18 protein-coding genes are annotated in these 15385 nt (G+C 60.4%); 9 read left to right on the top strand and 9 right to left on the bottom strand.

Going from position 1 to position 15385, the window contains the following annotated elements:
* Positions 1 to 21 precede the first annotated feature (21 nt).
* Positions 22 to 423, top strand: a complete 402-nt coding sequence (locus ACF0H7_RS23275) for a profilin (RefSeq protein ID WP_397449201.1) — start codon at positions 22 to 24, stop codon at positions 421 to 423.
* A gap of 199 nt (positions 424 to 622) precedes the next feature.
* Positions 623 to 1831, top strand: a complete 1209-nt coding sequence (locus ACF0H7_RS23280) for an MFS transporter (RefSeq protein WP_397449202.1) — start codon at positions 623 to 625, stop codon at positions 1829 to 1831.
* Here ACF0H7_RS23280 and arfB read toward each other — a convergent pair whose 3' ends face one another.
* From arfB to ACF0H7_RS23320, 8 genes are all read right to left on the bottom strand, one after another.
* The gene (gene arfB / locus ACF0H7_RS23285; RefSeq protein WP_397449203.1) at positions 1832 to 2245 is read right to left on the bottom strand and encodes an alternative ribosome rescue aminoacyl-tRNA hydrolase ArfB; all 414 of its coding nucleotides are present in this window, start codon (positions 2243 to 2245) and stop codon (positions 1832 to 1834) included.
* Between the two features lie 7 nt (positions 2246 to 2252).
* The gene (locus ACF0H7_RS23290; RefSeq protein WP_397449204.1) at positions 2253 to 3662 is read right to left on the bottom strand and encodes an amino acid permease; all 1410 of its coding nucleotides are present in this window, start codon (positions 3660 to 3662) and stop codon (positions 2253 to 2255) included.
* Between the two features lie 266 nt (positions 3663 to 3928).
* Positions 3929 to 5287, bottom strand: coding sequence for a 23S rRNA pseudouridine(2605) synthase RluB (gene rluB / locus ACF0H7_RS23295; protein WP_397449205.1), 1359 nt, complete (start codon positions 5285 to 5287; stop codon positions 3929 to 3931).
* A 118-nt stretch (positions 5288 to 5405) separates the two neighbouring features.
* Entirely contained in the window at positions 5406 to 5597 is a 192-nt protein-coding gene (locus ACF0H7_RS23300; RefSeq protein WP_397449206.1) for a DUF1289 domain-containing protein, read from the bottom strand.
* 105 nt (positions 5598 to 5702) lie between these two features.
* Positions 5703 to 6473 carry an SMC-Scp complex subunit ScpB gene (scpB, locus tag ACF0H7_RS23305; protein WP_397449207.1) on the bottom strand — a complete coding sequence of 257 codons (771 nt, stop codon included), beginning with the start codon at positions 6471 to 6473 and terminating at the stop codon, positions 5703 to 5705.
* A gap of 31 nt (positions 6474 to 6504) precedes the next feature.
* Complete coding sequence (locus tag ACF0H7_RS23310) at positions 6505 to 7203, bottom strand: segregation and condensation protein A (protein WP_397453995.1); 699 nt, start codon at positions 7201 to 7203, stop codon at positions 6505 to 6507.
* 120 nt (positions 7204 to 7323) lie between these two features.
* Positions 7324 to 7953, bottom strand: a complete 630-nt coding sequence (locus tag ACF0H7_RS23315; RefSeq protein ID WP_397449208.1) for an L-threonylcarbamoyladenylate synthase — start codon at positions 7951 to 7953, stop codon at positions 7324 to 7326.
* A 13-nt stretch (positions 7954 to 7966) separates the two neighbouring features.
* Positions 7967 to 8827 (bottom strand): PHP domain-containing protein, encoded by an 861-nt coding sequence (locus ACF0H7_RS23320; RefSeq protein ID WP_397449209.1) that lies wholly within the window; start codon positions 8825 to 8827, stop codon positions 7967 to 7969.
* Positions 8828 to 8893: 66 nt separating this feature from the next.
* Here ACF0H7_RS23320 and ACF0H7_RS23325 point away from each other — a divergent pair, with 66 nt between their 5' ends.
* From ACF0H7_RS23325 to ACF0H7_RS23350, 6 genes are all read left to right on the top strand, one after another.
* Positions 8894 to 9490, top strand: a complete 597-nt coding sequence (locus ACF0H7_RS23325; protein ID WP_397449210.1) for a septation protein A — start codon at positions 8894 to 8896, stop codon at positions 9488 to 9490.
* A gap of 2 nt (positions 9491 to 9492) precedes the next feature.
* A complete protein-coding gene (locus tag ACF0H7_RS23330) occupies positions 9493 to 9792 on the top strand; it encodes a YciI family protein (RefSeq protein WP_397449211.1) in 300 nt (99 codons plus the stop codon).
* Between the two features lie 124 nt (positions 9793 to 9916).
* Positions 9917 to 10309: a translation initiation factor 2 gene (locus tag ACF0H7_RS23335; RefSeq protein WP_397449212.1), complete on the top strand. Its 393-nt coding sequence runs from the start codon at positions 9917 to 9919 to the stop codon at positions 10307 to 10309.
* Positions 10310 to 10316: 7 nt separating this feature from the next.
* Entirely contained in the window at positions 10317 to 10994 is a 678-nt protein-coding gene (locus tag ACF0H7_RS23340; protein ID WP_397449213.1) for a response regulator transcription factor, read from the top strand.
* Between the two features lie 172 nt (positions 10995 to 11166).
* Positions 11167 to 11583: an LTXXQ domain protein gene (locus ACF0H7_RS23345; RefSeq protein ID WP_397449214.1), complete on the top strand. Its 417-nt coding sequence runs from the start codon at positions 11167 to 11169 to the stop codon at positions 11581 to 11583.
* Positions 11584 to 11651: 68 nt separating this feature from the next.
* Positions 11652 to 12989 carry a sensor histidine kinase gene (locus ACF0H7_RS23350; RefSeq protein ID WP_397449215.1) on the top strand — a complete coding sequence of 446 codons (1338 nt, stop codon included), beginning with the start codon at positions 11652 to 11654 and terminating at the stop codon, positions 12987 to 12989.
* Between the two features lie 167 nt (positions 12990 to 13156).
* Here ACF0H7_RS23350 and ACF0H7_RS23355 read toward each other — a convergent pair whose 3' ends face one another.
* Positions 13157 to 13717 carry a nitroreductase family protein gene (locus ACF0H7_RS23355; RefSeq protein ID WP_397449216.1) on the bottom strand — a complete coding sequence of 187 codons (561 nt, stop codon included), beginning with the start codon at positions 13715 to 13717 and terminating at the stop codon, positions 13157 to 13159.
* A 186-nt stretch (positions 13718 to 13903) separates the two neighbouring features.
* Here ACF0H7_RS23355 and ACF0H7_RS23360 point away from each other — a divergent pair, with 186 nt between their 5' ends.
* The gene (locus ACF0H7_RS23360) at positions 13904 to 15358 is read left to right on the top strand and encodes a TrkH family potassium uptake protein (RefSeq protein WP_397449217.1); all 1455 of its coding nucleotides are present in this window, start codon (positions 13904 to 13906) and stop codon (positions 15356 to 15358) included.
* Positions 15359 to 15385: the final 27 nt, after the last annotated feature.

The following is a 15385-nucleotide window of genomic DNA, read 5'->3' on the forward strand; positions in this document are numbered from 1 at the left end:
TGTTGCCGGGAGGGCTGAATAATGTTCGATAAATGGCACACCTACCTGAAAAACGCCCTGCTCGCCGAAGGCCTGAGAAAAGCCTCGATCCACAACCTAAATGGTGACGTATTGGCGGTCGCGCCGAATTTCTCCATCACCCGCGAACAGGCGCTGTGCATCATCGTTCACTTCAAGCAGATCAAGAACGGCCCGCAGATCCGCCTCAACATCGCCGATGAGCAGTACCTAGTGCAACGTCATTACTCGAGTTTTATCTACGGCCAATACGGCATGAAAGGCTGCTTCATGGCACTGACTTCCGAAGCGCTGATCATCGCCCTGCATGACGAGAAGTTGCATTCCACCGTGGCAGCAATAAAAGTTGCCAACCTCATAGAGCGCACTCGGCCGCCTGTTTTTGACTCTGCCCGCAGGGCGTAGATACCGTCTTGATCGTCATCGAGCGTCGACCGGTTGCTCCTGCAGAGCACATGCGCCTGGAGCTTTTTTTCCACTCAGCGCCCAGCAACAGCCCAACCCCCGTTATCATAGTCGGCCTTGAGTGCGCCTCTTGCTGAAACGTTTCTTGTCAGACATTCCGCGCATCACCTTCTTCTGTTGCAACCGTGGATCTTTACCCATGCCCGACACCGCGTCCGTCCCTGCACAACGACCCATGGCGGTCACCTTGCAGGTCGTTTCGATTGTCCTGTTTACCTTCATTGGCTACCTGAACATTGGCATTCCGCTAGCGGTGCTGCCGGGATACGTGCACAGCGACCTGGGATTCGGCGCGGTCGCCGCAGGGCTGGTGATCAGCGTGCAGTACTTGGCGACACTGCTCAGCCGTCCGTATGCCGGCCGTATCATCGATAACAAAGGCAGCAAAAAGGCAGTGTTGTATGGGCTATTCGGTTGCGGGCTCAGCGGGGTGTTCATGCTCCTGTCCGCCTGGTTGCAAAACCTGCCGATGCTCAGCCTGATCAGCCTGTTCATCGGCCGACTGGTGCTCGGTGGCGCGGAAAGTCTGGTGGGCTCGGGCTCAATCGGCTGGGGCATCGGTCGAGTCGGCGCGTCGAACACCGCGAAAGTGATCTCATGGAACGGGATCGCCAGTTACGGCGCGCTGGCGGTCGGTGCGCCGTTGGGGGTGCTGCTGGTGCGCGAGTTTGGCTTGTGGAGCATGGGCGTCAGCATCATCTTGCTCGCCAGCATCGGCCTAATTCTGGCGTGGCCGAAAAAGCCCGCGCCGATTGTCCACGGCGAACGCATGCCGTTCCTGCACGTGCTGGGTCGAGTCCTGCCACACGGCACCGGGCTGGCGCTGGGCGGGATTGGTTTTGGCACGATCGCCACCTTCATTACCCTGTATTACGCCAGCCATAGCTGGCCCAACGCAGTGCTGTGCCTGAGCCTGTTCGGTGCCTGCTTTATCGGCGCACGGTTGTTGTTCGGCAGCTTCATCCACCGCATTGGCGGTTTTCGGGTGGCAATTGCCTGCCTCTTGGTGGAAACCCTGGGCCTCTTGCTGTTGTGGCTGGCACCTTCACCGACTCTGGCATTGGCGGGTGCGGCGTTGACCGGCTTTGGCTTCTCGCTGGTGTTCCCGGCGCTGGGCGTTGAGGCGGTGAACCTGGTGCCGGCATCCAGCCGCGGGGCGGCGGTGGGCGCTTATTCGCTGTTCATCGACCTGTCACTGGGTATCACCGGACCCGTCGCCGGGGCGATTGCCTCGGGTTTTGGTTTTGCTTCGATTTTTTTGTTTGCTGCGCTGGCGGCGCTGGTCGGGATGGTGCTCAGCGTTTATCTGTACCGCCAGGCCCGTCAGTTGCACGAGGGGAGAACCTGATTAGAAATCCACTTTCCCGCGCCCGGCCTTGATGCTGCCGCGCTGGCTTTTGCCTTCCAGACGACGCTTTTTCGAGCCCAGGGTGGGCTTGGTCGGGCGGCGTTTCTTTTCGACCTTGGCCGCGTTGACGATCAATTCGCTCAGGCGCTCCAGCGCATCGGCGCGGTTCTGCTCCTGGGTACGGTACTGCTGCGCCTTGATCACAATCACCCCTTCGCTGGTGATCCGGCTGTCGCGCAACGCCAGCAGCCGCTCCTTGTAGAACGGCGGCAGGGACGATGCGTTGATATCGAAACGCAAGTGCACCGCGCTCGACACCTTGTTGACGTTCTGCCCACCCGCGCCTTGCGCGCGGATGGCGGTCAACTCGATCTCGGCATCCGGCAGATGCACGTTGTTGGAAATCACCAGCATATAAGCACTAGGTCGAGGCCTTCACCAGAGCAGCGGCGCTGCGTTTGTTCTTCACGTTGTAGCAGACCCACATCACCAACAGCCACACCGGAATCGCGTACACCGATACCTGAATGCCCGGAATCAGCAGCATGATGCCGAGGATAAACACCACGAACGCCAGGCAAAAGTAGTTGCCGTAGGGGTACCACAGCGCTTTGAACAGCGGGGTTTGCCCGGTCTTGTTCATGTGCTGACGGAATTTCAGGTGCGAGTAGCTGATCATCGCCCAGTTGATCACCAGAGTAGCGACGACCAGCGACATCAGCAGTTCAAGCGCGTTATGCGGCACCAGGTAGTTGAGGACCACGGCAATGAACGTCACCAGCGCCGAGGCCAGGATCGCCTTCACCGGCACGCCCCGCTTGTCGACCTGAGCCAGGGCTTTTGGCGCATCGCCCTGCTCGGCCATGCCTACCAGCATCCGGCTGTTGCAATACGTGCCGCTGTTGTACACCGACAAGGCGGCGGTCAGGACGACAAAATTGAGGATGTGCGCCGCGGTGTTGCTGCCCAGCATCGAGAACACCTGCACGAACGGGCTGCCGCTGTAGGCATCGCCGGAGGCATTGAGGCTGGCGAGCAGGCTGTCCCACGGGGTCAGCGACAGCAGCACCACCAGGGCGCCGATGTAGAAAATCAGTATCCGGTAGATCACCTGATTGATCGCCTTGGGGATCACAGTCTTCGGCTGGTCGGCTTCAGCGGCGGTAAAGCCAAGCATTTCCAGGCCACCGAAGGAAAACATGATTATCGCCAGGGCCATCACCAGCCCCTTGATCCCATTGGGGAAGAAGCCGCCGTGCTCCCACAGGTTGCTGACCGCCGCTTGCGGGCCGCCGTTGCCGCTGACCAGCAGGTAACTGCCCAGAGCGATCATGCCGATAATCGCGACGACCTTGATGATGGCGAACCAGAACTCGGTTTCGCCGAATACTTTGACGTTGGTCAGGTTGATCGCGTTGATCATCACGAAGAACACCGCAGCGGAGGCCCAGGTCGGGATCTCCGGCCACCAGTAGTGCACGTACTTGCCGACGGCCGTCAGCTCCGACATGCCCACCAGAATGTACAGCACCCAGCAGTTCCAGCCAGACAAGAAGCCAGCGAAGCCGCCCCAGTAGCTGTGGGCGAAATGGCTGAAAGATCCGGCCACCGGCTCTTCGACGATCATTTCGCCCAGTTGGCGCATGATCATGAAGGCGATGAAGCCGCAGATGGCGTAGCCGAGGATCATCGACGGGCCAGCTGACTTGAGGACCCCGGCCGAGCCGAGAAACAGACCGGTACCGATGGCGCCGCCCAGTGCAATCAGCTGGATATGACGATTTTTCAGGCCGCGTTTGAGCTCGCCCGAATGCGAGTTTTGTCCACTCATAGGAAAGGTCACCTAATTGTTTTTATCTGTGACGAAATCGAACCCGTTGCGCTCATGACGCAGCGGAGTTAACAAGGCGGGTAGCCCTGAGTTTTTGTCGGCATGCGTGGATACGCAAAAGGGTCACAGGTAAAACGCGGCGCATTGTACACGCGTGAACTGAGTTGGGTTTCCACGGAAACAGTTTTCCGGGCCCATAAAAAAAGCGCCAACCCTAAGGGTGGCGCTTTTCATGCCTACATCTGACAAACCGCATCAAGCCGCGCTTACTGCGGCTTGCGACGACCAAAGCCTGGACGCTGGCCCGAACCGGCCGGTGGGCCGTTACGCTTGCCCGACGGCTTCTTGTCGTCGACCAGGGTAATGCCCGGACGTGCTGGCTTCGGCTTGCCTGGACGCTTGACGTCGTTAGGACGCTCGGCCACTGGCGTGCCACGGCTGTCGGAACGACCGCCTGCTGCCGGACGCGGAGCACGCGGCGAATCACCACGCGGAGCACGCGATGGGCTGGCACCGTCTTCACGCGGCTTGCGCGCTGGACGCTCGGCCCCTTCGCTACGGCCACGCAATGGACGTTTAACATCACCGGTTGCATCCGAACGCGACGATGGACGCGGTGCACGGCCTGGCGCTGCAGGGCGCTGACCACCGCTTTCCGAACGCGGACGATCTCGTTCGCTGCCGGTCACTTGTGGCTGACGGCTGGCACGTTCGCTGGCGGGCAGCGGGCCGGCCGGACGCAGGGTGCGGACGCGCTCGCCTTTACCCAGCGGACGCGACGACTGGCGCTGCAAACGCTCCAGCTTGTCCTTGGTCTTGGCGTTCATCTGTGGCTGAGCCACAGGCGTCAGGCCGACTTCGGCGCTGAGCACGTCAACTTCGTACTGGCTCATTTCGCGCCAGCGACCCATCGGCAGGTCGGAGTTCAAGAACACCGGACCGTAACGCACGCGCTTCAGGCGGCTGACCACCAGGCCTTGGGATTCCCACAGGCGACGCACTTCGCGGTTGCGGCCTTCCATCACCACGCAGTGGTACCAATGGTTGAAGCCTTCACCGCCCGGCGCTTGCTGGATGTCGGTGAAACGCGCCGGACCGTCTTCGAGGACCACACCGGCCTTGAGGCGCGCGATCATGTCGTCATCGACTTCGCCACGCACACGAACCGCGTATTCACGGTCCATCTCGAAAGAAGGGTGCATCAGGCGGTTGGCCAGTTCACCGTCGGTGGTGAACATCAGCAAACCGGTGGTGTTGATGTCGAGACGACCGATGTTGACCCAACGGCCTTCTTTCGGACGCGGCAGGCGATCGAACACCGTCGGGCGACCTTCAGGGTCGTCACGGGTGCAGATTTCGCCGTCTGGTTTGTTGTACATGATGACGCGGCGTACCGTTTCGGCCGCCTCTTCGCGCTTGATCACACGCCCATCAACGCTGATGGCATCGTGCAGATCGACGCGTTGACCGAGGGTCGCGTCTTTGCCATTGACCTTGATGCGGCCTTGGCTGATCCAGGCTTCGACGTCGCGGCGGGAACCTACGCCGATACGTGCCAGAACCTTTTGCAGTTTTTCGCCTGCGGGTCCGATTTCCTGGCTGTCTTGCTTGTCTTTGTCACTCATCTGGGCACCTCCCGGTGTGTCGATATAAGACTGATGGCGAGGATGAATCGCCAAAAGGTCGCGAATCATACGCTCATGGCGTGTGTTGCGCATCAGAGACTAGCGCAAATGCGCCGGGTTACTTGCTTTTCCGCCGACCGGCCGCTTTCAACTGGATCAAGCGCATCGCCGACGCGGCCAGTACACTGCGCTTGTCGGCCTTGTCGAATTTCTTCCAGCCCTTGATTTCACGCTTGGTGCGGCCGCAGCCGATGCAGACGTCGTCGTCGAATTTGCAGACACTGATGCAGGGGTCTTTGGTTGAAGACATCACAGATCACCCGTAGGAGCTGCCGAAGGCTGCGATCGGCCGAAGGCCGTTCCGGCCTTATCGCAGCCTCCGGCAGCTCCTACAGGGATTTCATTCCACAAATATCTATTGCTTGTCTGGCTCATCAGGTTCCTCAACCTCGACATCCTCTTTGATCAACAAATCATCAAAGTCTGTCTTCAGACCCAATTCCATGGAGTCGAGTTCGACCAGCAAACTGCGGAAGCTGGTTTCGTCCCGTGGCGCTTCCAGCTCGGCATTCGGGTCGGCACTGGCGTCGGCCAGGGCCTGCAAGTGCGCCGGCACCGGGGCGTCGTCGAAGTCGAGGATCGGGTCCGGTTCAAGTTCGCGCAGGTCGGCCAGCGGTGGCAGGTCGTCAAGGTTCTTCAGGTTGAAATGGTCGAGAAACGCCTTGGTGGTGGCGAACATCGCCGGCTTGCCAGGCACATCGCGGTAACCGACGATCCTGATCCATTCGCGCTCGAGCAAGGTCTTGACGATATGGCTGTTGACCGCCACGCCGCGCACGTCTTCGATCTCGCCCCGGGTGATCGGCTGGCGATAGGCGATCAGCGCCATGGTTTCCAGCATGGCGCGCGAGTAGCGCTGCGGCCGCTCTTCCCACAACCGCCCGACCCAGGGTGCAAATTTCTCGCGAATCTGCAAACGATAGCCGGAGGCGACTTCCTTGAGTTCAAAGGCGCGGCCTTCGCACGACTTGCCGAGCAATTGCAGGGCTTTTTTGAACACTGGCGGCTCGGGGCGCTCGCCCTCCTCGAACAATTCGAACAGGCGTTCCAGCGATTGTGGTTTACCGGAAGCCAACAGGAAGGCTTCGAGCAAGGGGGCCAGCTCGCGCGGCTCGTTCAAATTCATGCGTTAGCTCTATTTAATGACGGTGCGCAGATTACTCGGCTCGAGCCCGGACATGAATCACCGCAAACGGCTCGTTCTGCACCAACTCGACCAGCGACTCCTTGACCAGTTCAAGAATCGCCATAAAGGTCACCACCACGCCGAGGCGCCCTTCTTCAGCGGTGAACAGCTCGGCAAAGGGGACGAAACCACCGCCCTTGAGGCGCTCCAGCACGTCACTCATGCGCTCGCGAGTGGACAAGGCCTCACGACTGACCTGGTGACTTTCAAACATATCGCCACGGCGCAGCACTTCTGCCATCGACATCAGCAGTTCTTCCAGGCTGACATCCGGCAACAAGCGCCGCGCCCGGGCCTCGGGGGCGTCCAGCCGGGGCACCACCACGTCGCGCCCGACCCGGCTCAGTTGGTCGATGCCTTCGGCGGCCGCCTTGAAGCGTTCGTATTGTTGCAGACGCCGAATCAATTCAGCGCGCGGATCGTTTTCTTCCTCTTCGATCGTCTCGGAACGTGGCAACAGCATTCGCGATTTGATTTCGGCAAGCATCGCCGCCATCACCAGGTACTCGGCGGCCAGCTCCAGGCGCACGCTCTTCATCAGCTCGACATAACCCATGTATTGGCGAGTGATTTCCGCCACCGGGATGTCGAGGATGTTGATGTTTTGTTTGCGGATCAAATACAGCAGCAGGTCCAGCGGGCCTTCAAAGGCTTCGAGGAAGACTTCCAGCGCATCCGGCGGGATGTAGAGGTCCAGCGGCATCGTGGTGACGGCCTGGCCGTAGACCATGGCAAATGGCAGCTCTTGTTGCGCGCCCGCCTGGCTGTCGACCTCGTCGACCACGGTCATTTAGGCTTCGACCTCGAAGGGTGTCGGATCGCCGCAACCGACGCGTATGATTTGCGCCTCACCTTCGGACAGGTTAATCACGGTGGACGCTGAAATACCGCCGATGCCGCCGTCAATAATCAGGTCGACCTGGTGCTCCAGCACTTCACGCATATCGTGAGGGTCGCTCATCGGCAAGGTTTCGCCGGGCATGATCAGGCTTACGCTCATCAATGGCTCGCCCAGCTCGGTCAGCAACGCCTGGGCGATCGGATGGCTCGGCACTCGCAGGCCAATGGTGCGGCGTTTGGGGTGCAGAATCAGCCGTGGCACTTCACGGGTCGCGTTGAGAATAAAGGTGTAAGGCCCCGGCGTATGCGCCCGGAGCGCGCGAAAGGCCGCCGTATCAACCTTGGCGTAGGTGCCGAGCTGCGACAGGTCGCAACACATCAGGGTGAAGTTGTGCTTGTCATCCAGCTGACGCAGGCGGCGAATCCGCTCGATAGCGCCCTTGTCGCCGATCTGGCAACCCAGTGCGTAAGACGAATCCGTGGGGTAAACCACCAATCCACCGGCCCGAATGATCTCCGCCGCTTGTTTGATCAGGCGCGCCTGGGGGTTTTCCGGGTGGACCTGGAAAAATTGACTCACGGTATCTTCCTGTTCAGACGGCAGTAGGCTGGTCATGTTTGAATCGACACCATAGTGGCGGCAGATCCTCCGGTATCGGGCGATAAACGCCAATCTCGGACCAGGCGCCAGGGGCATGAAAGTCACTGCCGGCAGTTACCAGCAGCCCGAACTCGCGAGCCAGAATTGCCAGGCTGCCCACCTGCTCGGCAGGTTGCAGCCCGTTAACCACCTCGATCGCATGGCCGCCAGCCTGAAGATAGTCGGCGATCAGCTTACGACGTTTACTGCGGGTGAAATCGTAGTGCCAAGGGTGCGCCAGACTGACCCAGGCCCCGGCTTCGCGCAAGGTGGCGACGGTGTCTTCGAGGGTAGGCCAGTGCTGTTTGACGTCGCCCAGCTTGCCAGCACCGAGCCATTTGCGAAATGCCTCGGCGCGATCCTTGACGAATCCTTCGCGCACCAGGAAGTCGGCGAAATGCGGCCGAGCAGGCGCGTTGCCACTATCTCCCAGCGCTTTTTGGATGGCGCGGGCACCTTCCAGCGCGCCAGGCATACCTTTGATCGCCAATTTTCGGCTGATTTCTTCAGCGCGCAGCCAGCGACCGAGGTGCAACCGATCAATGGCATCGACCAATGCCGGGGCTTTCATATCGAAACAGTAGCCCAATACATGGATGGTCGCCCCACCCCAGGTACACGACAATTCAACCCCGTTAATCAGCTGCATATCCAGCGCAAGCGCCGCCGTACGGGCCTCTTCAAGGCCTTCGAGGGTGTCGTGATCGGTCAGCGCAAGGACCTGCACACCGTATTCGTGAGCACGCGCAACGAGGGCCGCAGGCGCAAGGGCGCCATCGGAAGCGGTACTGTGGCAGTGCAAGTCAACTTTCATAGGTGGCGCTTTCGCAGTCATTGATGTTTGTTATTATGCCGCCACATCCTGCTTCTGGCTGCCATTGTGAAACAATTCATCGACTTCATCCCGCTGCTCCTGTTTTTCATCGTCTACAAGATCGAACCACGCGCCATCGATTTGATGGGTCACAGTGTCATGGTAGGCGGGATTTTCAGCGCTACCGCGATGCTGATCATCAGTTCGATCGTGGTCTACGGCATTTTGTTCATCACCCAGCGCAAGCTGGAGAAAAGCCAGTGGCTGACCCTGATCGCCTGCCTGGTGTTCGGTAGCCTGACCCTGGCCTTCCACAGCGAAGCCGTCCTGAAATGGAAGGCGCCGGTGGTCAACTGGGTATTTGCCCTGGCGTTTGCCGGTAGCCACTTCATCGGTGACCGACCGCTGATCCAGCGCATCATGGGTCACGCCCTGAGCCTGCCCCAGGCGATCTGGACCAAACTGAACATCGCCTGGATCATCTTTTTCCTGTTCTGCGGCGCCGCCAACCTGTACGTGGCGTTCACCTACCAGGATTTCTGGGTCGACTTCAAAGTCTTCGGCAGCCTGGGCATGACCCTGCTGTTCCTGCTCGGCCAGGGGATTTTCCTTGCCCGGCACATGCATGACACTGACTCCACTCCGACCAAACCCAAGGACTGACCATGCTCTTTGCAATCGTTGCTACAGACGTCGCCAACTCGCTGGAAAAACGCTTGAGTGTACGACCGGCACACGTGGAGCGCCTCAAGGCACTTCAGGCAGAGGGCCGCATGGTCCTGTGCGGGCCTAACCCTGCCATCGAAAGCAATGATCCGGGTGAAGCGGGCTTTACCGGTAGCCTGATCGTTGCCGAGTTCGAATCGCAGGCCGCAGCCGAAGCCTGGGCCAAAGCCGATCCTTTCGTTGATGCCGGTGTGTACGCCAGTGTCGTGATCAAACCGTTCAAACAGGTTCTGCCATAATCGGCTGAGACGTGTGCCATCGCGCGGGTTACGGCTCGTGCGAATTGCCCGCTTCAGTTGCTCACTATTCGCGCCCACCTGCCGACAACCTGCTGAACACTCAAGAAAAAAACCAGGAGTTCAGATGCGTGCAGGTCCGTTGTGTTTGTTGTTGGCAGTGATGAGCATGGCGACCGGTGCCCATGCCGAAGAGTCTTCCCCACTGTCGCTGAGTGCGGGTCCGCAGATCATTGATCTGCAACAGCGGCTCAAGGAAAGCGAGCATCAGCGCGACGAGTTGAGCAAGCAATTGCAGAATGCCGACGCTGATCGTGAGAGCGCGCAACTAAGTCGCTTGCGCCAAGAGAACCAACGCCTCAAATTGCAACTCAAAGAAGCACAGGCGACCGCACCCCAGCGCCTGTTGACTGATCAGCAGCAATGGTTTGTCACCGGTGGTGGCGTGGCAATGGTTGCCCTTCTTTGCGGTATATTTGCCAGCGGCTGGCGTAGACAGCGTAGGCAGTGGCTAAATTGAGTGAGACATGAGCGAACTGTTACTAATTGATGATGACGTGGAGCTCTGCGAGCTCCTCAGCAGTTGGCTGAGCCAGGAAGGCTTTCAGGTGCAGGCTTGCCATGACGGCAGCAGCGCCCGACTCGCCTTGGCGCAGTCACCTCCCGCTGCAGTCGTACTGGACGTGATGCTGCCCGATGGCAGCGGTCTGGAACTGCTCAAGCAGCTGCGTACCGACCACCCCGACCTGCCCGTGCTGATGCTGTCGGCGCGTGGCGAGCCGCTGGACCGGATTCTCGGCCTCGAACTGGGCGCCGACGATTACCTGGCCAAGCCCTGCGACCCTCGGGAACTGACCGCACGGCTGCGTGCGGTACTGCGTCGCAGCCACCCGGCAGCGGCGTCCAGCCAGCTTGAGTTGGGTGACCTGTGTTTCAGCCCGGTGCGCGGCGTGGTCACCATCGACGACCACGAACTGACCCTGACTGTGTCCGAAAGCCGGCTGCTGGAAGCGCTGCTGCGCCAGCCCGGCGAACCGCTGGACAAGCAGGATCTGGCGCAACTGGCGCTGGGCCGCAAGCTCACGCTCTATGATCGCAGCCTGGACATGCACGTCAGCAACTTGCGCAAGAAGATCGGCCCGCACCCCGACGGCCGTCCACGGATCGTTGCGTTGCGCAGCCGCGGTTACTTCTACAGCGTTTGAGCCCCGCGGTGTTCTCGATAAATGCGACCCATCCTTTATTGAGAACACCCCCTTGCGCGGCAGTCTGGCGTCTTTACCCAAGCTTTACTGTCACCTGACCGCCGTTGACCTTGATCTCCCTACACTGGCCTCAACCGGTAAATGAACCGGATCCGAGACAAGGAGATACACCATGCGCAAGACCCTCATCGCCCTCATGTTTGCTGCTGCGTTGCCTGCCGTCGCAATGGCCATGCCTCCAGAAAATGGCGGCACGGGTCACGGTGGCATGCACGGCCACAACCCTTACGCCCAACTGAACCTGACGCCGGATCAGCGCCAGCAAGTCGGCAAGATCATGTGGGAAGGCAAACGCGGCCGTGAAGACATCACTTCCCGCTACCTGCAAATGCTGACCCCGGCGCAACAAAAGAGCTATCAGGATGAGCTGACCGCTCAACACACCAAGGCCACCGCCGACGTGCGCGCCCTGCTCAAGCCTGATCAGCAGAAGCAATTCGACGTGATCCAGCAGAAAGAGGCCCAGCGCCGCGCAGATCACGCCGAGTTCCAGGCCTGGAAAGCCCAGAAGGCTCAGCAAACCCAGTAACACCGGTTTGCCCCTTACCCCACCCGACATACTCCAGTGTGTCGGGTTTTATTGTTTGAGGTAGTCACGTGCGTTCATTGTTCTGGCGAATTCTGGCGAGCTTTTGGTTAGCCATCGCTCTGGTCGCGGGCCTGTCGATTTTGCTTGGGCACGTGCTCAATCAAGACGCGTGGATCCTCAGCCGTCACCCCGGCCTGGCCAAGCTGGCACAGACCTGGACCGAGCGCTTCGAAAACGAAGGCCAGGACTCCGCGCAGGAATACCTGGAACAGCGCAAACGTCGTTATCACATTGACGTGCAGGTGCTCAACGAAGCCGGCGATCCGCTGGTACGCGGCACCTTCCCGGCCCGCGCGGCGGCGTTTGAAGCCCGCCAGCACAACGACCCGCGCGGCTTGCCGTGGCGTCGTCTGACCACCGAGTACACCAGCCCGAAAACCGGCGAAACCTACCTGCTGATTTACCGCATTCCGCACCCGGAACTGAATGCCTGGCATCGGGAAAGCCTGATCTGGCCGCTCAGTGCGCTGGGGATTGCCCTGGTCGTGCTGACGCTGTTCAGCTTGCTGGTGACCTTGTCCATCACCCGCCCGCTCAGTCGTTTACGCGGCGCCGTGCATGATCTGGGGCAAACCACTTACCAACAGAACAGCCTGGCGCAACTGGCCAACCGCCGCGACGAGTTCGGGGTGCTGGCCACTGACTTCAACCGCATGGGCGCTCGTCTGCAAAGCCTGATCGGCAGCCAACGCCAGCTGTTGCGCGATGTCTCCCACGAACTGCGCTCACCACTGGCACGCTTGCGTATCGCCCTGGCCCTGGCCGAACGCGCCGGGCCGGAAGAGCGGGAAAAACTCTGGCCGCGTCTAGCCCGTGAATGCGACCGGCTGGAAGCCTTGATCAGCGAAATTCTGGTGCTGGCGCGCCTCGACGCCGACTTCGGCAGTGCCGAGCCGGTGGACTTGAGTGCGATCTTGCATCACCTCAAAAGCGATGCGCAGTTGAGTGCCGCCGAGCAACAGGTGCAGGTCAACGTGCATGACGATCTCGAGTTACAAGGCTGGCCCGACATGCTCGAACGCGCGGTGGATAACTTGCTGCGCAATGCCCTGCGCTTCAACCCGGCGGGTCAGCCCATTGAGGTTCAGGCGTTGCGTGAAGGCGATCGATTGCTCATCAGCGTACGCGATCACGGTCCTGGGGTGCAGGCCGAACACCTGCCACAATTGGGTGAACCTTTTTATCGCGCGCCGGGCCAGGCAACGCCTGGCTATGGTCTGGGTCTGGCCATCGCCAAGCGTGCCGCCGAACGCCATGGCGGCCACCTGAGCCTGAGCAATCACCCGCAGGGCGGCTTTCTGGCCCGTCTGGATTTACCGCTGGAACCGTTGACCACTGGCGCCTGACCAGGCCTCTTCGCATGCATCCCACAGAGTCAGAGTTGATCAAAACTTTTTGCTCGACTCAGATTCACTGTAGGAGCTGCCGAAGGCTGCGATAAGGTCGGAACGACCTTCAGCCAGCACTTGCTCACTGAGGGTCAAGACGGTTTCTACTGGGAATGCGTGCGGCCTTAGCCCTGCCACGCACTGACGAAATCAGCAGTGTCGAGTTTCGCCGCCACACGCGGTGGATTCTGCGGCGTCCCCAGGTACAGGAACGCAACCACCTCTTCATCCGCCGCCAGGCCCAGACCCTTGGCCACATGCGCCGAGTACGACAGATCACCGGTGCGCCAGACAGCGCCAACACCCATCGCATAAGCCGCCATGATCACCGCGTGGGCGGCACAGCCGGCGGTGATCCGTTGCTCCTGCTTAGGCACTTTGAAGTGGTCTTGCAGTTTGGCAATCACCACAACCACCAACGGGGCGCGCAACGGCCCCAGCCGAGCCTTGTCCACTGCCGGTTGTGGCGCTTGCGCGTCGCTGATTTTCAGCGCCTGCACCAGCAATTCACCCATCTGCTCACGCGCCGCGCCTTCAATCGTCAGAAAGCGAAACGGCCGCAACTGGCCATGGTCCGGCGCGCGCAGCGCCGCGCTGAACAGGATTTCCCGTTGCGCCGCATCGGGTGCCGGGTCGATCAACCGCGGTACCGACACACGGTTGAGCAAAGCGTCGAGCGCCTCCATCGGGCCATCTCCTTCAAAAAATGATCGGCCATTCTAGTGCCCTGCATCCCAAGCGCACCAAGGATTTAATTTCGAACTACCGTTACATCTTGCAACGATAACCCATCGACGGCCTACGCCCTGCCCCCGGTTAGAATGGCGCCCCTTTTTTCCCTTCTGTTTCAGCCTCAAGCTCAGGACGACTGCATGGCGCTGCCGACTCTTCGTATCATCGGGTTCATCATCGGAATTTTCCTGATCACCCTGGCCGTCGCCATGGTCTTGCCGATGCTGACGCTGCTGATCTTCGAACGTACCGAGGACATGCCGTCGTTTATCTGGGCCAGCCTGGTCACCCTGACGGCCGGGCTGGCGCTGGTGATTCCGGGCCGACCGCGGCAGATTCATCTACGGCCACGGGACATGTACCTACTGACGGTGTCCAGTTGGCTGGTGGTCTGTGTGTTTGCCGCGTTGCCACTTCTGCTGACCCAACGCATCAGCTACACCGATGCCTTTTTCGAGAGCATGTCCGGCATCACCGCCACCGGTTCGACCGTCCTGACCGGGCTCGACAGCATGTCACCGGGCATTCTGATCTGGCGCTCGTTGCTGCACTGGCTCGGCGGCATCGGCTTTATCGGCATGGCGGTGGCGATCCTGCCGCTGTTGCGCATCGGTGGCATGCGCCTGTTTCAGACCGAGTCCTCTGATCGCTCGGAGAAGGTCATGCCGCGCTCGCACATGGTGGCCAAGTTCATCGTGCTGACCTATGTCGGCATCACCGTCCTGGGCAGCCTGGCGTTCTGGGCGGCGGGCATGAGCCTGTTCGATGCGATCAACCATGCCATGTCGGCGATCTCCACCGGCGGCTTCTCCACCTCGGACCAATCGCTGGCGCATTGGCCGCAACCGGCGGTGCATTGGGTGGCGATTGTGGTGATGATCCTCGGCAGCCTGCCGTTCACCCTATACGTCGCCACCCTGCGCGGCCATCGCCGGGCGCTGTTCAAGGACGAGCAAGTGCGCGGCTTCATCGGTCTGTTGCTGGTGACCTGGCTGGTGCTCGGCACCTGGTATTGGGCGACCACCGACTTACCGTGGTACGACGCGCTGCGGCATGTGGCGCTGAACGTGACCTCGGTCGTGACCACCACCGGGTTTTCGCTGGGTGACTACAGCCTGTGGGGAAATTTCGCCCTGATGCTGTTCTTCTACCTGGGCTTTATCGGTGGCTGCTCCGGCTCGACCGCAGGCGGGATCAAGATTTTCCGGTTTCAGGTCGCCTATATCCTGCTCAAGGCCAACCTCAACCAGTTGATTCACCCGCGGGCGGTGATCGCGCAGAAGTACAACGGCCATCGACTGGACGAAGACATCGTGCGGTCGATCCTGACTTTTTCGTTCTTCTTCACCATCACCATCTGCGGTATCGCGCTGCTGTTGTCGCTGCTGGGGGTGGATTGGATGACCGCACTGACCGGCGCCGCCAGTACAGTGTCCGGCGTGGGTCCGGGGCTCGGAGAGACGATAGGCCCGGCCGGCAACTTTGCCGGTTTGCCGGATGCAGCGAAGTGGATATTGTCCGGCGGGATGTTGTTGGGTCGACTGGAGATCATCACCGTGCTGGTGTTGTGTATGCCGGCGTTTTGGCGGCATTGATTTCAAGTCGACACGAACCCCTGAGCT

The organism is Pseudomonas sp. NA-150 (genome assembly GCF_044336365.1).
GTDB lineage: Bacteria > Pseudomonadota > Gammaproteobacteria > Pseudomonadales > Pseudomonadaceae > Aquipseudomonas.